This is a genomic window from Janthinobacterium sp. LPB2021202312-11-4, from assembly GCF_037049705.1.
GTDB lineage: Bacteria > Pseudomonadota > Gammaproteobacteria > Pseudomonadales > Pseudomonadaceae > Aquipseudomonas.
Genome location: NZ_JBAGKV010000009.1, coordinates 131,166 through 149,482 on the forward strand (window position 1 = coordinate 131,166; position 18,317 = coordinate 149,482).

Genomic DNA, 18,317 nt, shown 5'->3' on the forward strand with positions numbered 1-18,317 from the left:
GGCATGGAATATGACGCTTCGCCTCTTTTTCCATAGTGATGACCTTAAGGCCAATGTGGAAGTCCTGGATTGCACGCCCCACGAGCATGAATTCGCGGTCGTTTTGCGCGCCACCCTGTTTCACCCCCAGGGCGGTGGCCAGCCCTGCGATACCGGCTGGATCGGCGAAAGCCAGGTGCTGCGGGTAGTCCAGGACCCGGACCGGATCATCCATTACGTCGATCAACCGGTAAAACTCGGCATGACGCAAATCCGCGTCGATGAACAACGCCGCCAATTCAACACCCGCATGCACTCGGCCGGCCATCTGATCGGCCACTTCGTTCAAGCCCTGGGCTGGATGCCGATCAAGGCCCACCACTGGCCAGACGAGGGTCGGGTGCAATTCAAACCGAGCGATGCCGCAGAGGAAATCGACCCGACGATCCTTGAGAACGGCATCGCCCAATGGATCACTCAAGACCTGCCGCGCCTGACCTCACTACGCGAAGGCGCCCGGGAAATCGGTTTCGGTGATTTGCCCGCGTTCGGTTGCGGCGGCACCCATGTACGTAGCCTGAAGGATTTGGGCACAGTCACGATCGCCTCCCTTTCATTGAAGAAGGGAACGTTGTCCGTCCACTACCACGTGGATTGAGCTTTTTGGCGATGCCGACACCGTCATCGCCTGACGCCGGGGAGCCTGCATTCGCAAGCTCCGTTGACTACTCGATAGATGGACCTAAACCATGATGCTTGACGTCGAGCGTCTCGATGAGACGTGCATAAAAAAACTGGCCAACGAAGAAGTCCTCGCCATCCGCGTCAAAGGCTTTTTGCCTCAGCCGCTGGCGGTGCAGATTGGTGACAAGATCCTTGCGCCAGGCTTTGAAGGCTATATCAACGCGCCGAGTATCGGTCGCATCGGCATGGCGTTTTATGAAGCTGAAAACCAGCCGCTGCTGATCGAAGACTATTTCGAACGCGCCACCAGCAACATCGCCGAACTTCGCAGTCGTTGTGCGCCCTACTCATCGCCGGTGGACACCCTGCGCTGCATGCTCGATGAGTCCTGGCCGGCCGGTGCGCATCTGGAAAACCTCTACGGCCGCAAAATGTACGTCGGGCTGTCCCGGGTGGTGAAGCCGGGCGTGTGCTTTCTCGCCCACCACGACATCTTCGCCAAGGACGCCCCGGACAGCTTTCAGGCCCGAAGCCTGGAAGCGCAGTTCGCCTGCAACGTGTACCTGAACATGCCCACCGAGGGCGGTGCGTTGCAGATGTGGGACGACGACATCACCCCCGATCAATTCGACGAAATGCGTGGCGACAGCTACGGCATCGACCCGGCTCTGCTGGGCCCTCCAACCCTGGAGATTCGCCCAGAGCCGGGGGATTTCATCATGTTCAATTCGCGTTGCATGCACTCGGTGACCCCGGGCGTGGCAGACCCGCGATTGAGCCTTTCGTTCTTTGTCGGCTATCGCGGCAATGCTTCACCCCTTACTTTTTGGAGTTGAGATGCTTTCGAATTACCTGGGCGAGTTTTTGGCGCTGGCGACCATCCACTTTCTGGCCGTAGTCGCACCCGGCCCGGACTTCGCCGTGACCATTCGCCAAAGCGTGCGCTTCGGCCGACTGGTGGGGATCTGCACGGCGCTGGGCATCGGTGCGGGAATTTCCGTGCATGTGCTTTACACCCTGCTCGGCGTCGGCGCGCTGATGCACACCACGCCTTGGCTATTGACCGTGGCCAAGGTTGTGGGTGGCGCTTACATTCTCTACCTCGGTGTCAGCCTGTTGCGCAGCAAACCCAAAACCGCGCTGGAGGGTGACAAGGTTGCAGACGAGCCAGTGGTCGAACAAACACTGTTCAAAGCGTTCAGCACCGGTTTCCTGACCAACGCGACCAACCCGAAAGCCACGCTGTTTTTCCTGGCGATTTTCACCACCATCATCAGCGCCACGACGCCGCTGCAGATCCAGGCGCTGTATGGCTTGTGGATGTGTTTCGTCAACGCACTGTGGTTTGTGATCGTCGCGCTGTTCTTTTCCAGTGCTCGCGTGCGGCTGCTGTTTATGCGCATGGGGCACTGGTTCGAACGCACCATGGGGGTGATTCTGATCCTGTTCGCCGGACGCCTGATTTTGTCGATGTGAAACCTGCGCCCACGCAAAAGGCCCGCTCAGTCAGACTGGCGGGCCTTTTTCGTTTGTGCGTCGCTTTTGCGTTTCTGTGCGACAGATCCCACTTCCGGGGCTCCCCTATCGTTCCCTTGCGATGTTAGTTTGGGAACGTTTCTGACCTATCGATCAGACATTTCTCACAAACCGCCTGCAAAGGAATGCCCCCAGCAATGGATTTTTCACTCAAGCAACTGGCCGCAACCACGTTGATGTTTGCCAGTCTTTCGTCGTTTACCCCACTCGCCCACGCCACCATCACCGCGCAACAGAGCGCGGCCATCCTCAAGTCCTACAGTGAGGCCTCGGCCACGGATTTCAGGCAGTTCCTGGGCAGACTGGCCAAAACCGATGACCTCGGCCCGGCAATCAGTACTTTCCTCGACAACAAAACCCTGACCGCCGACCAGCAAAACGATATCCATCGACTGCTTGGCCTTTATACGCGGGCGAAGTACGGCGCCGCTGCCACCGAGACCCTGCGCGAGCTGGTGGAAATCCCGACCTTCCAAGTGGAGGGCGTGGCCCAGCACGATAACCCGCAATTCATCAAGATCGCCGACAAGATCAAGGGCCTTGCCCTGGCCTTCAACCTGAACTTCCGCAACATCGACAACCGCGTCTATGAAATATCCCTGGAAGGCAGCGGCGATGAAGTCGTGGGTATTCACGCCCATGCCGACGTGGTGCCGGTGACGCCGGAGAACTGGGTGCTGAAGGACGGCACCAAACTCGATCCGTTCAAGATCACCCTGATCGGCGACCGGATGTATGGCCGTGGCACCGAGGATGACAAGAACGGCATCGTCGTGGCGCTCTACGCCATGAAGGTGATCAAGGAAGAGAAGCTGCCGCTGGCGCGCAACTTCAAGCTACTGATCGATACCACCGAGGAAACCACCGGCGACGCCATCCCGTATTACTTCGAACACAACCCGACACCCAACTACAACCTGGCGCTGGATGGCGGCTACCCGGTGGTGATTGCCGAGAAAGGCTACGGCACCGTCATGGCGAAATTCCCGCGACGTAATGGTCAGGGCAAAGGAGCCGAAATCATCTCAATGACCGGCGGTTTGGCGACTAACCAGATTCCATCGGCTTCGGTCGCAACCTTTGTCACGGACAAACCTGCCGAGTTGGCCGCGAGCCTGCAGAAGGCCGGCGCTGATTATGCCAAGCGCAATGGCGGTAACTTTGAGGTGAGCGCCAAAGTCGTCGGCAAGAATGTCGAACTGACGGTCACTGGCGTTTCCGCCCACTCCTCCGAGCCCGAGTCCGGCGTCAACCCGGTGGCCCGGATGCTGGACTTGATCCACAGCCTTGATGGGAATGTCGCGCTCAAGCACAACCACATCACGGACGCTGCCCGTTACGCTGCCGACAACTGGGGCCTGGATTACCTGGGTGGCAAATTGGGCGTCGGTTTTTCCGATGCATTCATGGGGCCGCTGACCACGTCCCTGACCTTTGTCGGGATGGATGACAAAACCTTCAAGCTCGCGGTCAATTTGCGCGTACCAAAGGGCGAATCCCCGGAAGTGCTCAAAGCGAAAATTGCTGACAAAATTGCGGCCTGGAGCAAGAAAACCCACGTGGCCGCGACCTTCGACTACTCGATCGCCGAGCCGATGTACCGTAACCCTGAAGGTGAATGGGTCAAGGCCCTGTTGGCGGTGTCGACCGAAAACCTGGGCATGGAGCACAAGTTCGGCTCGTCCGCCGGCGCCACTTCCGTCCATGAACTGCCCAACGGCGTGCAATTCGGCCTGGCCCGACCCGAGGTCAAGTACACCGGTCACACCGACAATGAGTTCAAAACAGTTGACCAGTTTCTGCTGGACCTGCAGATCGTGACCGAAATGATGGGGCGCATCGGGCAACTGCCGAAACTCTGATCCTGTTTGGACCCGCTGTTTTGGCGGGTCCAATGCCTTGATGCCGTCGAGAAGCCGAACAGACACAAACATGTGGGCTTGCTCGCTCCCACAAAAGATACACAAACAAAAACGCCGCTCATTGCTGAGCGGCGTTTTCGTTAAATATGGAGCGGGAAACGAGACTCGAACTCGCGACCCCGACCTTGGCAAGGTCGTGCTCTACCAACTGAGCTATTCCCGCAAATGGCGTCCCCTAGGGGACTCGAACCCCTGTTACCGCCGTGAAAGGGCGGTGTCCTAGGCCACTAGACGAAGGGGACACGCTAACTGAAACACATGGTGTGTATTTCAGTGCCCAAATCCGCATCCGAAGATGTCGGTTCTGGTTTCACTCAGCCCCGCCCGAAAGCAGTGCTGTTTAAAAATGGAGCGGGAAACGAGACTCGAACTCGCGACCCCGACCTTGGCAAGGTCGTGCTCTACCAACTGAGCTATTCCCGCAATGGCGTCCCCTAGGGGACTCGAACCCCTGTTACCGCCGTGAAAGGGCGGTGTCCTAGGCCACTAGACGAAGGGGACACACGTACAACATTCACTTCCTACCGCGTTTCGCTGTGTGCTTTACGCTGTAAGTGGCGCGCATTCTATGGATGGATGAAGGGGTCGTCAACCCCCTGATATAAATTTATTTAAATCAATGACTTCGCCCTGCTTTGAGAGGCGAATCCGGGTTTTCCGTCGCCCGGCGTTTGACGCCTATATTCTGGCACCCGCCAAGGCGCTATAGTCCACCCCATGCCTTGTGATGGCAATGTGCGCCTCGTACGCGGTTACTTATATAAGCAGGGTTATGGCCGATATAAGTAGAGTCATGGCCGATTCAACTCGTCGAGCGGTCCTATGCGCCCCTATGCCAAGCCACTACACTCGAATGCGAACCCTATAAAGAGGTCTTACCGGTGACACCACTCATGATCACCCTGCTAGTTGTAGCCGGGATCGCACTATTGATCGCCATTGGCTACATGAACCATGTGGTGGAAAACAATAAGCTGGAAAAGGTCCGTACCAAGGTTGAACTCAACGACCGCTTGCGTCGCTGCGGCGAAATCACCGAGACCTTCCCCGGTCAGTTGATGACGCCCGCGCTCAAGCTGCTATTGACCCGCCTGGAGCTGAACGTCTGTCAGCGCCTGCTGCACCTTGAAAAAACCAGCGCCACGGTCAAGGCCCGAATCGCCGAACTGAACACCCTGATCGCCCAAGGCGAATCGATCCCGGTGAATAACCCACCGGCCCCGATCCAGACCGAAGCCAAGGCCAAGGACGTGCGCTTCCTCCTCGAAGCCCTGCACGGCCAAATCACCCGCGCGGCACAGGACGGCTTCTTGCCGACCAACGAAGCCAAGCGCTGGATTCGCGAAGTTCGCCACATCCTGGTACTGCTGCACATCGAGTTCTTCAACAACCTCGGCCAGCACTCCCTGCAACAGAATCAACCGGGCCAGGCCCGCCTGGCGTTCGAACGCGGCGTGCAATACCTGCGCAAACAACAGGAACCGCAGATCTACGCCGAACAACTCGAATACCTGGAAAAACTCCTGGCCCGCGCCAACGCCCAAGTCATGGACAAAACCGCCCCGGCGGAAGGCGAAGTCAACCAATTGACCGAAGGCCTTAAAGACGTTGAAGCCGATGCCGACTGGAAGAAGAAAGTCATTTACGACTGATTGAAAACAAAAAGAACAGCCACCGAGAGGTGGCTTTTTTTCGTCTTGGGTTTGATGAAGCAAGATCAAAAGATCGCAGCCTTCGGCAGCTCCTACAGAGGAAGACGTATAGCCGAAAGAGAATGGTCGGCTGTCACGCCGCCTTCGCGGGCAAGCCTTGCTCCTACAAAATCAAAGGCAGAAGCAGAGCAGCACACACCCCACCGCCCCAAACCACTCATCAGGCCGAGCGTTAGCTCGCCTGCAGCTCTTGATCTTGATCCACCCGCCCCTTCGGGAGGCTGAGTGGAGGTGTTCATCTGGGGGCAGGCGCGCAGCGCCGTGCGACGAAGTCGCACACATCGAGAGGAGGTCGAAGCGAAGCCGACCGGAGGCGATGCCCCCAGATGAATACCGGAACGAAGGCACGCCGAGCCTAAGCGAGGGGCCGGACGCTCGGGGCGAGCCTTTTTGGGTACTTTTTTGGCGTTTGAAAAAAGTGCCTCGCCGTAAGGGCGAAACCCTAAGCGGCCGTTACCGCAGCAACGGATATGTACACAATCACCCAGAGCTTGGTCGGCCCGAAGGCCGCCAAGACAAAGCGTCAAAGCCGAAAATGCCCAACCATCCCCTTAAGCTCACTCCCCAACTGCGCCAGTTCAATACTCGACGCCGCATTCCCCTGCATCGCCAACGAGGACTGATCCGCACTCGCCCGAATACTCGTCACACTGCGATTAATCTCCTCCGCCACCGAACTCTGCTCCTCCGCCGCCGCCGCAATCTGCTGATTCATCTGCTGAATCAGCGACACCGCCGCCGCAATACTCCCCAGCGCACTCTCGGTCTGCAACGCATCACTCACCGCCAACTTCACCAACTCACCACTGTTCTGAATCTGCTGCACCGACGACTGCGCCGCCAAACGCAAGGCGCTGACCAGCCGCTCAATCTCCTCAGTCGACTGCTGCGTACGCTTGGCCAGCGCCCGCACCTCATCAGCCACCACCGCAAAGCCCCTGCCCTGCTCACCCGCCCGCGCAGCCTCAATGGCCGCGTTCAGCGCCAACAGGTTAGTCTGCTCGGCCACGCTTTTAATGACACTGAGCACCGTACCGATGTTCTGGATCTCCGCACTCAGGCTCTCGATGCTGGAACTGGCAGACGTCGCCGAATCCGCCAGTTGTTCGATCCGCGCCATGCTCTGACGCACCACCTGCTGGCCGCTCTCGACCTTATCATCCGCCGTCTGCGCCGCCGTCGCCGCTTCCTCGGCATTACGCGCCACATCGTGCACCGTGGCGGTCATCTGGTTCATCGCCGTGGCGACCTGCTCGGTTTCTTCCTTCTGGCTGCTGACCTCCAGATTCGTCTGCTCGGTCACCGCCGACAGCGAGTGCGCAGAACTGGCCAACTGTTCGATACCAGCCTGCAACCCGCTGACGATACTGCTTAGGCCAGCCCCCATCTGTTGCATCGCCAGCATCAATTGGCCGATCTCGTCGCGGCGGGTCACTTCCACCGTCGCACTCAAATCACCCGCGGCAATCTGCTGGGCAACACGGATGACACTGCGCAGCGGCGCGACGATCAACCGGGTAATCACCCACGCCGCAATCAACCCGACCAACAGCGCCAGCGCCGAAGAACCGATGATCAACAGCGAATTCTTTTTCAGTTCGGCCTGCATCGCGCCGTCTTCGGCCACGTAGGCCTGATCCACACGTTCAACGACCTGCGCCGCGCGCTGGTGCAGTTGCTCGTAGACGGTTTTTTCCTGGGCAAGCAGGTCGGTGTACTCGGCGAGTTTTTCGCTGAAACTGGCGATATGCCCGGTCACTTCATTGAGAACGGTCTGATAGCCCTCGTCCTTGACCGTGGTCTTGAGTTGTTCGGCCTGGGTCAGCGCCTGGTCGGCCTGTTCGATCTTGCCCTTGCCGGCGCTGTCATCGTCACCCTTGCGACTCTGGTCGAGGCGCACGCGGGCCTCGTTCATCGCCTGCAACATCAATCGCGAGACCTGGCTGACCTGATTGGCCTGTTCAATGAATTGCGAACCGTCCTTGCCCTCGGACTCCTTCAAGGCATACGCGCCGTCATCCGCGAGTCCAGCCTGCAACACGTCGAGGTTATTGGCCACGCTGGACACCGACCAACTGGCCATTTCCAGGGCCAGGTCCTTGGCCTGGGTCAGCGACACGAATTCGTCAAAGGCCTTGCGATAAGCACCCAGCGACTGCTCCACATCGTTCATCACCGGCACGTTGAGCGCCGACTGCGCCTTTAACTCGGTTGCCAGGGCAATCAACCCATCAACCCCCTGATGCAGGGCATCGACGGTTTTCGGGCTGCTGTGCAAGGCGTATTCCTGCTCCAGCAAGCGCACCTTGAGCAAGCCGCTGTTGAGCGACGACATTTGCTTGAGCCCGTCGAAACGCTGACTGATGGTTTGCAGGGACCATACGCCAATGGCTGCCACCAGTGCGGTCAACAACAGCACCAGGACAAACCCGATGCCCAGTTTTTTCGCCATACCGAGGTTGGCAAAACGTCCTTGCACGGCCGAAATCATTGCTCATAGTCCCCTGCCAAAGTCTGTTGATGGAGATTCGCAACGGGCCTGAGCCAGCACAAGTCTCTGGCGTCGGAATAATGGCAAAAAGCTACGCCCACGTCGTTTTCAGAACGCTTTAGGTCGATTCAAAGCAGTGGCCTGGAAAAACCGGCGCGCCCGTGGATCGCAGGCATAAGCCACATTGATTCGCTGCCAGTCACTGGCCACACCGGTCGGACTGAAAGCCACAGAGGACGACAGCAGGACACCGAAGCGTCGCGCCTGTGTGCGTACCTGAGCGTAGTCCGACATTGGTGATCGCGCCCAAATGAACAGGCCACCGGAAGGCTTGCCGAACACCTCCCATTCAGCGTCTTCGAGCACCTGCAATGCCGCCACCCGGTCCATGTTGAGGCGCTGACGCTGGCGCTGCACCAACTTGCGATAGGCACCGGAGGCCAACAGATTGGCCAGTACCGACTCGCAAAACCGCGACCCGCCCATGCAACTGATCATCTTGACCTCGGCCAGCCGCGAGATAAGCTCGGCGCCCGCCACGATAAACCCTACGCGCAACGAACTGCTGAGGGTCTTCGAGAAACTGCCGACATAGATCACCCGCCCGTCGTCATCCAGCGCGGCGAGGCGTGTGCCGGGGCTGTTGTGCATATCGGCATAGACATCGTCTTCTATCACCAGCACGTCATGGGTTTTGCTTAGCGCCAACACCCGCTGCGCCACGGCGGGCGTGACGCAACTGCCTGTAGGGTTGTGATGGAAACTATTGATGAACAGTGCGCGAGGACTGTGCTCCACCAACACCCTTTCGAGCGCGCCCGCATCGGGCCCGTGCGGGGTGCGGGGCACCTCAAGCATGCGTACGCCATGCAACCTCAGCAGATCGAACAACGGGGAAAACCCGGGGCTTTCCACCACCACGCAATCCCCAGGCTTGAGCAGCGTACGCACGATCAAGTCCAACCCCTGGCTCGCGCCCGCCGTCGTAAGGATTCGACTTTCATCCGCAGCGATATTCAGCGGCTTCAAGCGCTTGAGGATCTGCTGACGCAACGCCAGCAACCCCAGTGGCGTGCTGTAGCTGAACAGACCGGCCATATCGGTGCGGGTTATCTGGCGGATCGCGTAGCTGAGGTCGTCCGTCTCACGCCAGCTTTCTGGAAGGCCACCGCTGCCGAGCATCAGCTCTGCCGACAGATTGCCGGTGACGCCCGCCTGCAGCGCCTCCACGCCTTCGAATCGGGGAAGGTCCTGCATTCCTTGCATAACGGGCGGCGACGCGGCGACAAAGAACCCCGCCCCCTGACGCGAGGCCAGAATGCCCTGGGCCACCAGCCGCTCACAGGCTTCCACGACACTGGACTGGCTGAGCAAATTGATCCGCGCGATCTGCCGCACGGATGGCAAGCGGGTCGCGGGGGGTACTTCGCTTTGGCGAATCCAGCCCGCCAGTGCGTCGACGATTTGCTGTACGACCGGCACCATTGCCTGTCGATCAATTCTCAATTCCATGAGCACGCAAACTCCTGTCCATTTTGCTGGCAGCAGTTAATCACAGGAGCAAGCGTTCGGCTGTGCGACAACGCCGCCAAAACCGGCGGTTCTAACCATTTGAAACACATTCCCACAGGACAGCCATAACAACAGTGGGAGCGGGCTTGCTCGCGAAAGCGGTGTGACAGTCAACGTAAATGCCGAGTGTTAAGCCACCTTCGCGAGCAAGCCCGCTCCCACCGGGATTGCGTTACCAACACTCAGAATGCGGTGACGCCACCGTCCACTGCCAACGAATGCCCAGTGGTGAAGGCCGCGCCGTCGCTGCACAGGTACAACACGGCACTGGCGATTTCCTCGACCTTGCCGATGCGACCGACCGGGTGCATGGCATTGGCAAACTCGCCCTTCTTCGGGTCGGCTTCATAGGCGCGACGGAACATGTCGGTGTCGATCACCGCCGGGCACACCGCATTCACGCGGATCTTCTTCTTGGCGTATTCGATGGCCGCCGATTTGGTCAGGCCGATCACCGCGTGCTTGGAGGCCGCGTAAATGCTCATCTTCGGCGCCGCACCAAGCCCCGCCACCGAGGCGGTGTTGACGATAGCCCCGCCGCCCTGGGCCAGCAGCAGCGGCAATTGGTACTTCATGCACAGCCAGACGCCCTTGACGTTAACGCCCATGATCGCGTCGAACTCATCCATCGTGCCGTCGGGCAGCTTGCCTTTTTCGATCTCAATGCCCGCGTTGTTGAAGGCATAGTCCAGACGGCCGTAGGTATTGATAACCTCGTCCATCAGATGTTTTACCTCGCTTTCCACGGTGACGTTGCAACGCACGAAAGTCGCCTCGCCGCCCGCCGTGCGAATCAGCGCCACCGTGCCCTCGCCGCCCGCCGTGTCCAGGTCGGCCACCACCACCTTCAACCCTTCGGCGGCAAATGCCTGGGCGGTGGCGCGGCCAATGCCATTGCCTGCGCCGGTCACAACGACTACCTGGCCGGAAAACGTCATGCTCATTGTTATGTCCTCGAAAAGAAGGGTGCGGGGGATCGCGTGCTAGCAGTCTAGCCACAGGGCCCGGCCTCACGGCAGCACTATCAGAAGGCCGGTTGAGTGCCCATGACTGACAGTGATGAAGGCGCCGGCCCAACTATCACTGCACTGGATCGGCGTGCATTCGCCGCATCAGCCAACCTTGCGACATGCCCCGTGAAGGTCTATCAACAAGGCTTCATTCATCTTGAGTGCCTGTCATGACTACCCAGACCAATCGCCAGTTCCTGCTCGCCAAACGTCCCGTGGGCGCAGCGACCCGCGAAACGTTTACCTATCAGGAAGTACCGGTCGGCGAACCGGGCGCGGGTCAGATCCTGGTCAAGAACGAATACCTGTCCCTGGACCCGGCCATGCGAGGCTGGATGAACGAGGGCAAGTCCTACATCCCGCCGGTCGGTATCGGCGAGGTCATGCGCGCCTTGGGCGTAGGCAAAGTCGTGGCATCGAACAATCCGGGATTTGCAGTCGGGGACTACGTCAACGGTGCCCTGGGTGTGCAGGATTATTTCCTCGGCGAGCCGCGAGGTTTCTACAAGGTCGATCCGAAACTGGCGCCACTGCCGCGTTATTTGTCCGCGCTGGGCATGACCGGCATGACTGCGTACTTCGCCCTGCTGGATGTCGGCGCCCCGAAGGCTGGCGACACGGTGGTACTGTCCGGTGCGGCAGGCGCCGTGGGCAGCATTGCCGGGCAGATCGCCAAGATCAAAGGCTGCCGCGTGATCGGCATCGCCGGCGGCGCGGACAAGTGCAAATTCCTGATCGACGAATTGGGGTTTGACGGCGTCATCGACTACAAAAACGAAGACGTCGTGGCCGGGCTCAAGCGCGAATGCCCGAAAGGCGTGGACGTGTATTTCGACAACGTCGGCGGCGATATCCTCGACGCGGTGCTGAGTCGCCTGGCGTTGAAAGCGCGGGTGGTGATTTGCGGCGCCATCAGCCAGTACAACAACAAGGAAGCGGTCAAAGGCCCGGCCAATTACCTGTCGCTGCTGGTCAACCGCGCGCGGATGGAAGGCTTTGTGGTGATGGACTATGCCGCGCAATTCGCCGCCGCCGGGCAGGAAATGGCCGGCTGGATGGCCAAGGGGCAGTTGCAGAGTAGGGAAGATATTGTCGATGGGCTGGAAACGTTCCCGGAGACGCTGATGAAGTTGTTCAGCGGGGAGAATTTCGGGAAGTTGGTGTTGAAGGTTTAAGGCGGTAGATCAAAAGATCGCAGCCTTCGGCAGCGCCTACAGGGAAACGCGATCCTCTGTAGGAGCTGCCATAGGCTGCGATCTTTTTACGCGATTTCGGCGACGACATCGGCCAGCGCTTTGGCAGGGTCCGCCGCCTGACTGATCGGACGGCCGATCACCAGGTAGTCGGAACCGGCATCCAGTGCCTGACGCGGAGTCAGGATGCGGCGCTGGTCGTCCTGGGCGCTGCCCGCCGGACGAATCCCCGGGGTCACCAGTTGCAGTGACGGGTGAGCCGCTTTCAGGGCCTGGGCTTCCAGGGCCGAGCACACCAGACCGTCCATCCCGGCTTTTTCCGCCAACGCCGCCAGGCGTAGCACTTGCTCCTGGGGCTCGATGTCCAGACCGATGGCCGCCAGATCTTCACGTTCCATGCTGGTCAGCACGGTCACGCCGATCAACAGCGGCTTGGGGCCGGTGCGCTGGTCGAGCACTTCGCGGCAGGCCGCCATCATGCGCAGGCCGCCGGAGCAATGAACGTTGACCATCCACACGCCCATTTCCGCCGCCGCTTTGACCGCCATGGCGGTGGTGTTCGGAATGTCGTGGAACTTGAGGTCCAGGAACACTTCGAAACCCTTGTCACGCAAGGTGCCGACGATTTCCGACGCGCAGCTGGTGAACAGCTCTTTACCGACTTTGACCCGGCACAGTTTCGGGTCCAACTGGTCGGCCAGCTTCAGTGCGGCGTCACGGGTGGGGAAATCCAGGGCGACGATGATAGGAGTCTGGCAGACGGACATGTGCGGGCTCTCAGGCAGGACGAAATCGGCGCGCATTGTAGCGGAACCAGCGCCACTGCGGGACCCGATGATCGGTAAATCGTCCCGCAGACTCTGGCAAGCCTAGCTTGTGCGCCAATTGTGTCGAGCCCGATACACTCACGACACGCCCACAACATCCTTCATCGCTACCCTCGGCAGCCGCAACACGTCCTTACAGCACTTCCCGCCTTCGGGCTGGACGCCTATGCTGAAGCCACAACCTCGCAGCCCATCTTTGTGGTTGGCAGCCTACCTGGCAGATGAACGCACGCATGCACAACACCCCTGCACCTGTGAACGACGATCAAAAAGCGCCCGGCGACGACAAACGCTGGAGCATTCGCGCCCTGATCGTCGACGATGACGTCCCGATCCGCGAACTGATGATCGACTACCTGGCCCGGTTCAATATCCACGCCAGCGGCGTCACCGATGGCGCGGCCATGCGCCTGGCGCTGCAAGCGGAACATTTCGACGTGGTAGTGCTCGACCTGATGCTGCCCGGCGAAGACGGCTTGTCCCTGTGCCGCTGGCTGCGCGCCGAGTCGGACATCCCGATCCTGATGCTCACCGCGCGCTGCGAACCTACCGACCGGATCATCGGCCTGGAACTGGGCGCCGACGACTACATGGCCAAGCCGTTCGAGCCACGGGAACTGGTGGCGCGGATTCAGACGATTCTGCGGCGCGTGCGGGATGATCGCACCGAACAGCGTGCGAACATTCGCTTCGACAACTGGCGCCTGAACAGCGTGCTGCGCCAGTTGATCGCCGCCGATGGCTTGGTGGTGCCGCTGTCCAACGCCGAATTCCGCTTGCTGTGGGTGTTTATCGAACGTCCGCGCCGGGTACTCAGCCGCGAACAATTGCTGGATGCGGCTCGCGGTCGCTCGATCGAAGCCTTTGATCGCAGCATCGACCTGCTGGTGTCGCGCCTGCGCCAGAAACTCGGGGACGACCCGAAAAACCCACAGTTGATCAAGACCGTGCGCGGTGAGGGTTATCTGTTCGACGCGAGAGACATCGGCTAATGCGTGAGCGCTTCGATACGCTGTTCGGCCGCCTGTTTGGCGTGCTGCTGATTGCGATCATCCTGGCGCACCTGCTGGCGTTTTTCTGGTTTCACCACTACGGCCCGCCTCCCCCTCCGCCGCCGCCCGGGTTTTCCGAGGACTTCGGCGGGCCGCGCCCACCGATGGACCCGCGCTTCGAAAAACGTCCGCCACGGCCGTGGTTCGGCGGGCCGTTGGTGCCGCTGACCTTTCAATTTGTCTCGCTGATCATCGCCGCCTGGTATGGCGCCAAACTGCTGAGCCGACCGATCCAACGCCTGAGCGACGCGGCCGAGCGCCTGAGCGAAAACCTCGACAGCCCGCCGCTGGACGAATCCGGGCCCCGGGAAGCACGGCAAGCGGCCCACACCTTCAACAAGATGCAGCGCCGCATCATCGAACAAGTGCAGCAGCGCTCACGGATGCTCGGCGCGGTGTCCCATGACCTGCGCACCCCGTTGTCGCGGCTCAAGCTGCGGCTGGAACAGATCGACGACGACAAACTGCAAGGCCAGATGCGTCAGGACCTGGACGACATGATCGGCATGCTCGACGCGACCCTCACCTATTTGCACGAACAGCGCACCAGCGAGGCCCGGCAGTGGATGGACGTGCAGGCGCTGGTGGAATCCCTCAGCGAAAACGCCCAGGACCAGGGCGCCGACGTCCAGGCCAGCGGGCATTGCGCGCCATTGCAAGTGCAGCCGATGGCGCTGCGCTCGTGCATCAACAACCTGATGGACAATGCCCTGCGCTATGCCGGGCAAGCCTCGATTGCCCTCGAAGACAGCCGCGAGCAACTGGTGATCCGGGTGATCGACCACGGGCCCGGGATTGCGGAGGACAAGCGCGAAGCCGTGTTTGAACCGTTCTTTCGGCTGGAGGGTTCACGCAACCGCAACTCCGGCGGCGTCGGCCTGGGCATGACCATCGCCAAGGAGGCGGCGGAACGCCTGGGCGGGCAATTGAGCCTGGAAGAAACACCCGGCGGTGGTTTGACCGCCGTCATCCAACTGCCCCGCACCTGAAGTCCCACAGAAAATCCCCCTGTGGGAGCGGGCTTGCTCGCGAAGGCGGTGTATCAATAAACATTAATGCCCACTGACACGCCGCCTCGCGAGCAAGCCCGCTCCCACAGAGTTTGAGGACAGCCTGAATAGTTGCGCGTGTGTACCGAACGGTACAAACGCCACATACCCACGACAACTTGCCCCTTGAGGCTGCATAAGCCGGTGCACTCACCGGTTTTCCGTCCAAAGGAGTGAGCCCAATGATCGGTAGCGTCAGCAGCAATTACACGAGTTATACCAGCACGAGCACCAGCACCAGCACCAGCACCACGGCGGCCAACGCCGCCCGCCGGGCAGAGTTCCAGAAACAACTGCTCACCAAGCTCGACACCAATGGCGACGGCTCGGTGAGCCAGGATGAACTCAAGACCGCGCAGACGGAGAAGCCTGACAATCGTCTGCTGGCTGATCTGAGCAAGAACTTCACTGACCTGGACAGTGACGACAGCGGCAGCCTGAGCAGTGAAGAAATGGCCGCGATGGCCCCCCCTTCGCACCCGCAGGATCAAGCCCCCAACACCGATCTGGCCGATGCACTGCTCGGCGCGCTGGACGCCGACGGTGATGGCAACCTCAGCAGCGATGAACTGAGCAACGGCCTGACCGCCGCCGGCAGCACGGCCGACAGCAAGGAAATCTTCTCGGCCCTGGACAAAAACCAGGACGGCACCGTCAGCAAGGACGAGCTCACCGCCGCCCTCAGCCCGCCGCCTCCGCCGCCGCAACAGGCGTCCAGCGACCAGTTATTCAGCCAGCTCGACACCGATAGCGATGGCAGCATCAGCGCCACCGAGTTGAGCAGTGCGTTGCAGGCCAGCACCTCTTCGACCTCGACGTCCACCGACACCAGCGCCGCACTGCTGAAGATTCTCGACAGCGACAGCAGCGGTGGCGTCAGCAGCGATGAACTCAAGGCTGCGTTGCAGGCTGGCCGCGAGAAAAACGGCGACAGCTCTACCGATCAGTCGAATGTCAGCGAAGCGCTGCAAAAAATGATCGCCAACCTGAGCAAGCAGTACTCGCTCGATAATGTGGCGAGCGCGGGCAAGTACCTCAACGTCACGACCTGAGTCAAAAGCTTCGCGGGCAAGCCTCGCGTCGTTCGCATCATCGCGGCACGACACCCATCCTGTAGGAGCGAGGCTTGCCCGCGAAGAGGCCTTAAGCCCCAACAAAAAATCCCACTGACCTTCACAGGTTCAGTGGGATTTTTATAAAGCAGGGATTTCAACGGCGATCTTCAACCCGCGCCTGGCTTTTGCTCCAGTCGGTCAACAGGCTGTAGGCCACGGCCAACAAGGTCGGGCCGATGAATAACCCGATAAAGCCGAACGCGATCAACCCGCCAAACACCCCCAGCAGCACAATCACCAACGGCAAGTTCCCGCCGCGACTGATCAGGTACGGTTTCAGCACGTTGTCCACGCCACTGATGATGAACGTGCCCCAGATCCCGAGGAACACCGCCATCCCGTACTCGCCCTTCCAGGCCAGCCAGGCCGTGGCCGGAATCCAGATCAGCGGCGGGCCCATCGGAATCAGGCTCAACAGGAACGTCACGATCCCCAGCACCAGCGCCCCGGGAACCCCGGCAATCAGGAAGCCGATCAACGCCAGGATCGCCTGGGCCGCCGCCGTGCCGATCACGCCGTTGACCACTCGTTGCACCGTGCCGGCGACCAGCTCGATGTAATACCCGGCGCGGTCGCCGATCAGCCGTTCCAGCAAGCTGTGAACGAACGCCGCCAGACGCGGCCCGTCACGGTAGAAAAAGAACACGAAGACAATGCTCAGCGTCAGCTCGAGAATGCCACCGCCGATCTGCGCACTGCGCGCCAGCAGCCAGTTACCGACCTGACCGAGATAGGGCTTGATCGCCAGCATCAGCGCCGCGCCCTGCTCGTCGATGCTGTTCCAGAGCCCCACCAGCCGTTCACCGACCAGGGGAATCGTGCCGAGCCAGGCTGGCGCTTCCGGCAAGCCATCGACTTGCACATCCTTGATGAACACCGTGGCATCGCGCACATGGTCCGCCAGGTTGAACCCCAGCCACACCAAGGGCACCGCCACCAGCAACATCCAGCCCAACGTCAGCAAAGCCGCCGCGAGGGATTCGCGGCCATTGAGCCAACGGGTCAGCAAACGCATCAGCGGCCAACTGGCAAATGCCAGCACCGCGCCCCAGAACAAGGCTGACCAAAACGGCGCCATTACCCAGAAGCTCGCGCCAAACAGCACCAGGAGCAGAATCTGCACCAACAGCCGATCGTTATTGATCATCGAAATCTCGAAAAAAGTCAGTCAGCACAAGAGTAGGCGAACGCGCGGGACGCGTTCGCCGGATGCAGCTTATCGCAACAGTTCGATGTGCAGGCCAGCGCCTTCGACGCTGCCGGTTTCCATCCGCGCCGCACGCACGCCCTGGGCGATCAGCGATTGGCGCCAGGCTTCGGCCTTGGCCCCGGAAACACTGACTCGCAGCGTGGTATCCAGGTTCAAGCCACGGGAAATCAGGCGCAGCCAGGTGTCGTCGGGGTCCGCACTCAATTTCGGGAAGTCGAGCTCACCGGTGCTTTTAAGCTGGCGCAGCAAGGTCGCGGAGGTCGGCAACAACTCCCCCAACGGTGCGGCCGCTTCGAATTGCTCGACATGCAGGTAGGCTTTGCGATTGCCGCGAGTGATGCCGTAGAGCGCCACCAGGGAATTGTCCTTGGGCGCCGCCAGCCGCAGCAGCAAATAGGCCTGTTGATCGTCGGCGCCAAACAGCTTGGCGTTGCCGAAGACTTCATTGGCCCACAGGCTGCTTTCGCCGCAATCACGGGCCTGGCACCAGAACAGCAGTTCGGCGCCCTGCTTCTGCAAGGCTTCGCGGGCGGCGGTAAAGGCTTCGGAGGAGGAATGTTCCGGCGGCAACTCGTAGGTCACCGAGGTGGTTTGCCCACGGGCGCTGACCTGGCCGTCGAAACGCAACTGGCCACTGATCTTGCGGATCGAACCCAACGGATAAATCCGCTCAAGATCGACCGGCGGGCGATAGTCGACGATCTGCGCATCGGCCAGGCGCGGCACGATCGGCAAGTCCTGGCTGCCCGGGACATCGGCGGCAAACACTAAAGGGCTGAAACAACACAACGCCAGCAGGCTGAGTGATCGCATGGGCAGGTTCATCGGATCAGCATGCCCTGTTCCTTTTTGTCGAAACTCAAGGCACGCACCGTGTTGGGCAGGCCGAATTCCTTACGCACGATAGAGACCTTATGGCCTTCCGGGGTCGCAGCGGTGTAGAGATCGATCATGGTTGTCTCCCT

16 protein-coding genes and 4 tRNA genes are annotated in these 18,317 nt (G+C 60.3%); 9 read left to right on the forward strand and 11 right to left on the reverse strand.

Annotation, left to right across the window (positions count from 1 at the left end; genetic code table 11):
* Window positions 1-10: 10 nt before the first annotated feature.
* The 4 genes from V5E99_RS12380 to V5E99_RS12395 all read left to right on the forward strand — a co-directional run bounded on the left by V5E99_RS12380 (window position 11) and on the right by V5E99_RS12395 (window position 4,061).
* Window positions 11-637 carry an alanyl-tRNA editing protein gene (locus tag V5E99_RS12380; protein WP_499802690.1) on the forward strand — a complete coding sequence of 209 codons (627 nt, stop codon included), beginning with the start codon at window positions 11-13 and terminating at the stop codon, window positions 635-637.
* 91 nt (window positions 638-728) lie between these two features.
* On the forward strand, window positions 729-1,499 hold the full coding sequence (locus V5E99_RS12385) for a 2OG-Fe(II) oxygenase (RefSeq protein WP_499802691.1): 771 nt from the start codon (window positions 729-731) through the stop codon (window positions 1,497-1,499).
* Between the two features lies 1 nt (window position 1,500).
* Window positions 1,501-2,139: a LysE family translocator gene (locus tag V5E99_RS12390; RefSeq protein ID WP_499802692.1), complete on the forward strand. Its 639-nt coding sequence runs from the start codon at window positions 1,501-1,503 to the stop codon at window positions 2,137-2,139.
* A 197-nt stretch (window positions 2,140-2,336) separates the two neighbouring features.
* Entirely contained in the window at window positions 2,337-4,061 is a 1,725-nt protein-coding gene (locus tag V5E99_RS12395) for a dipeptidase (protein WP_499802693.1), read from the forward strand.
* Between the two features lie 147 nt (window positions 4,062-4,208).
* On the opposite strand, the gene V5E99_RS12400 is transcribed toward V5E99_RS12395, so the two are convergent.
* The 4 genes from V5E99_RS12400 to V5E99_RS12415 all read right to left on the reverse strand — a co-directional run bounded on the left by V5E99_RS12400 (window position 4,209) and on the right by V5E99_RS12415 (window position 4,622).
* Window positions 4,209-4,284: transfer RNA gene (locus V5E99_RS12400), tRNA-Gly, on the reverse strand.
* Window positions 4,285-4,287: 3 nt separating this feature from the next.
* Window positions 4,288-4,363 (reverse strand) — tRNA-Glu (locus V5E99_RS12405).
* Between the two features lie 105 nt (window positions 4,364-4,468).
* Window positions 4,469-4,544: transfer RNA gene (locus V5E99_RS12410), tRNA-Gly, on the reverse strand.
* Window positions 4,545-4,546: 2 nt separating this feature from the next.
* A tRNA-Glu gene (locus V5E99_RS12415) sits at window positions 4,547-4,622 on the reverse strand.
* Between the two features lie 392 nt (window positions 4,623-5,014).
* Here V5E99_RS12415 and V5E99_RS12420 point away from each other — a divergent pair.
* A complete protein-coding gene (locus tag V5E99_RS12420; RefSeq protein WP_499802694.1) occupies window positions 5,015-5,773 on the forward strand; it encodes a hypothetical protein in 759 nt (252 codons plus the stop codon).
* Between the two features lie 583 nt (window positions 5,774-6,356).
* Here V5E99_RS12420 and V5E99_RS12425 read toward each other — a convergent pair.
* From V5E99_RS12425 to V5E99_RS12435, 3 genes are all read right to left on the reverse strand, one after another.
* Window positions 6,357-8,312 carry a methyl-accepting chemotaxis protein gene (locus V5E99_RS12425; protein ID WP_499802695.1) on the reverse strand — a complete coding sequence of 652 codons (1,956 nt, stop codon included), beginning with the start codon at window positions 8,310-8,312 and terminating at the stop codon, window positions 6,357-6,359.
* Window positions 8,313-8,432: 120 nt separating this feature from the next.
* Window positions 8,433-9,836 (reverse strand): aminotransferase-like domain-containing protein, encoded by a 1,404-nt coding sequence (locus V5E99_RS12430; protein ID WP_499802696.1) that lies wholly within the window; start codon window positions 9,834-9,836, stop codon window positions 8,433-8,435.
* A 242-nt stretch (window positions 9,837-10,078) separates the two neighbouring features.
* A complete protein-coding gene (locus V5E99_RS12435) occupies window positions 10,079-10,840 on the reverse strand; it encodes an SDR family oxidoreductase (protein ID WP_499802697.1) in 762 nt (253 codons plus the stop codon).
* A gap of 236 nt (window positions 10,841-11,076) precedes the next feature.
* On the opposite strand from V5E99_RS12435, the gene V5E99_RS12440 reads away from it, so the two are divergent.
* On the forward strand, window positions 11,077-12,081 hold the full coding sequence (locus tag V5E99_RS12440) for an NADP-dependent oxidoreductase (protein WP_499802698.1): 1,005 nt from the start codon (window positions 11,077-11,079) through the stop codon (window positions 12,079-12,081).
* A gap of 86 nt (window positions 12,082-12,167) precedes the next feature.
* Here V5E99_RS12440 and pyrF read toward each other — a convergent pair whose 3' ends face one another.
* Complete coding sequence (gene pyrF / locus V5E99_RS12445; RefSeq protein WP_499802699.1) at window positions 12,168-12,866, reverse strand: orotidine-5'-phosphate decarboxylase; 699 nt, start codon at window positions 12,864-12,866, stop codon at window positions 12,168-12,170.
* A gap of 293 nt (window positions 12,867-13,159) precedes the next feature.
* Here pyrF and V5E99_RS12450 point away from each other — a divergent pair, with 293 nt between their 5' ends.
* The 3 genes from V5E99_RS12450 (at window position 13,160) to xopAW (ending at window position 16,079) form a co-directional block, all read left to right on the forward strand.
* Window positions 13,160-13,918, forward strand: a complete 759-nt coding sequence (locus V5E99_RS12450; RefSeq protein WP_054054921.1) for a response regulator — start codon at window positions 13,160-13,162, stop codon at window positions 13,916-13,918.
* Window positions 13,918-14,967: a sensor histidine kinase gene (locus V5E99_RS12455; RefSeq protein WP_499802701.1), complete on the forward strand. Its 1,050-nt coding sequence runs from the start codon at window positions 13,918-13,920 to the stop codon at window positions 14,965-14,967. Before V5E99_RS12450 ends, V5E99_RS12455 begins: the two co-directional genes overlap by 1 nt.
* A 242-nt stretch (window positions 14,968-15,209) precedes the next feature.
* Window positions 15,210-16,079: a XopAW family type III secretion system calcium-binding effector gene (xopAW, locus tag V5E99_RS12460; protein WP_499802702.1), complete on the forward strand. Its 870-nt coding sequence runs from the start codon at window positions 15,210-15,212 to the stop codon at window positions 16,077-16,079.
* 157 nt (window positions 16,080-16,236) lie between these two features.
* Here the strand turns inward: xopAW and V5E99_RS12465 are convergent, their stop codons facing one another.
* The 3 genes from V5E99_RS12465 to V5E99_RS12475 form a co-directional block, all read right to left on the reverse strand.
* Window positions 16,237-17,289 carry an AI-2E family transporter gene (locus tag V5E99_RS12465; protein ID WP_499802703.1) on the reverse strand — a complete coding sequence of 351 codons (1,053 nt, stop codon included), beginning with the start codon at window positions 17,287-17,289 and terminating at the stop codon, window positions 16,237-16,239.
* Between the two features lie 69 nt (window positions 17,290-17,358).
* Window positions 17,359-18,165 (reverse strand): DUF4892 domain-containing protein, encoded by an 807-nt coding sequence (locus V5E99_RS12470; RefSeq protein ID WP_499802704.1) that lies wholly within the window; start codon window positions 18,163-18,165, stop codon window positions 17,359-17,361.
* Window positions 18,166-18,173: 8 nt separating this feature from the next.
* Window positions 18,174-18,305, reverse strand: a complete 132-nt coding sequence (locus V5E99_RS12475; RefSeq protein WP_499802705.1) for a thioredoxin domain-containing protein — start codon at window positions 18,303-18,305, stop codon at window positions 18,174-18,176.
* Window positions 18,306-18,317: the final 12 nt, after the last annotated feature.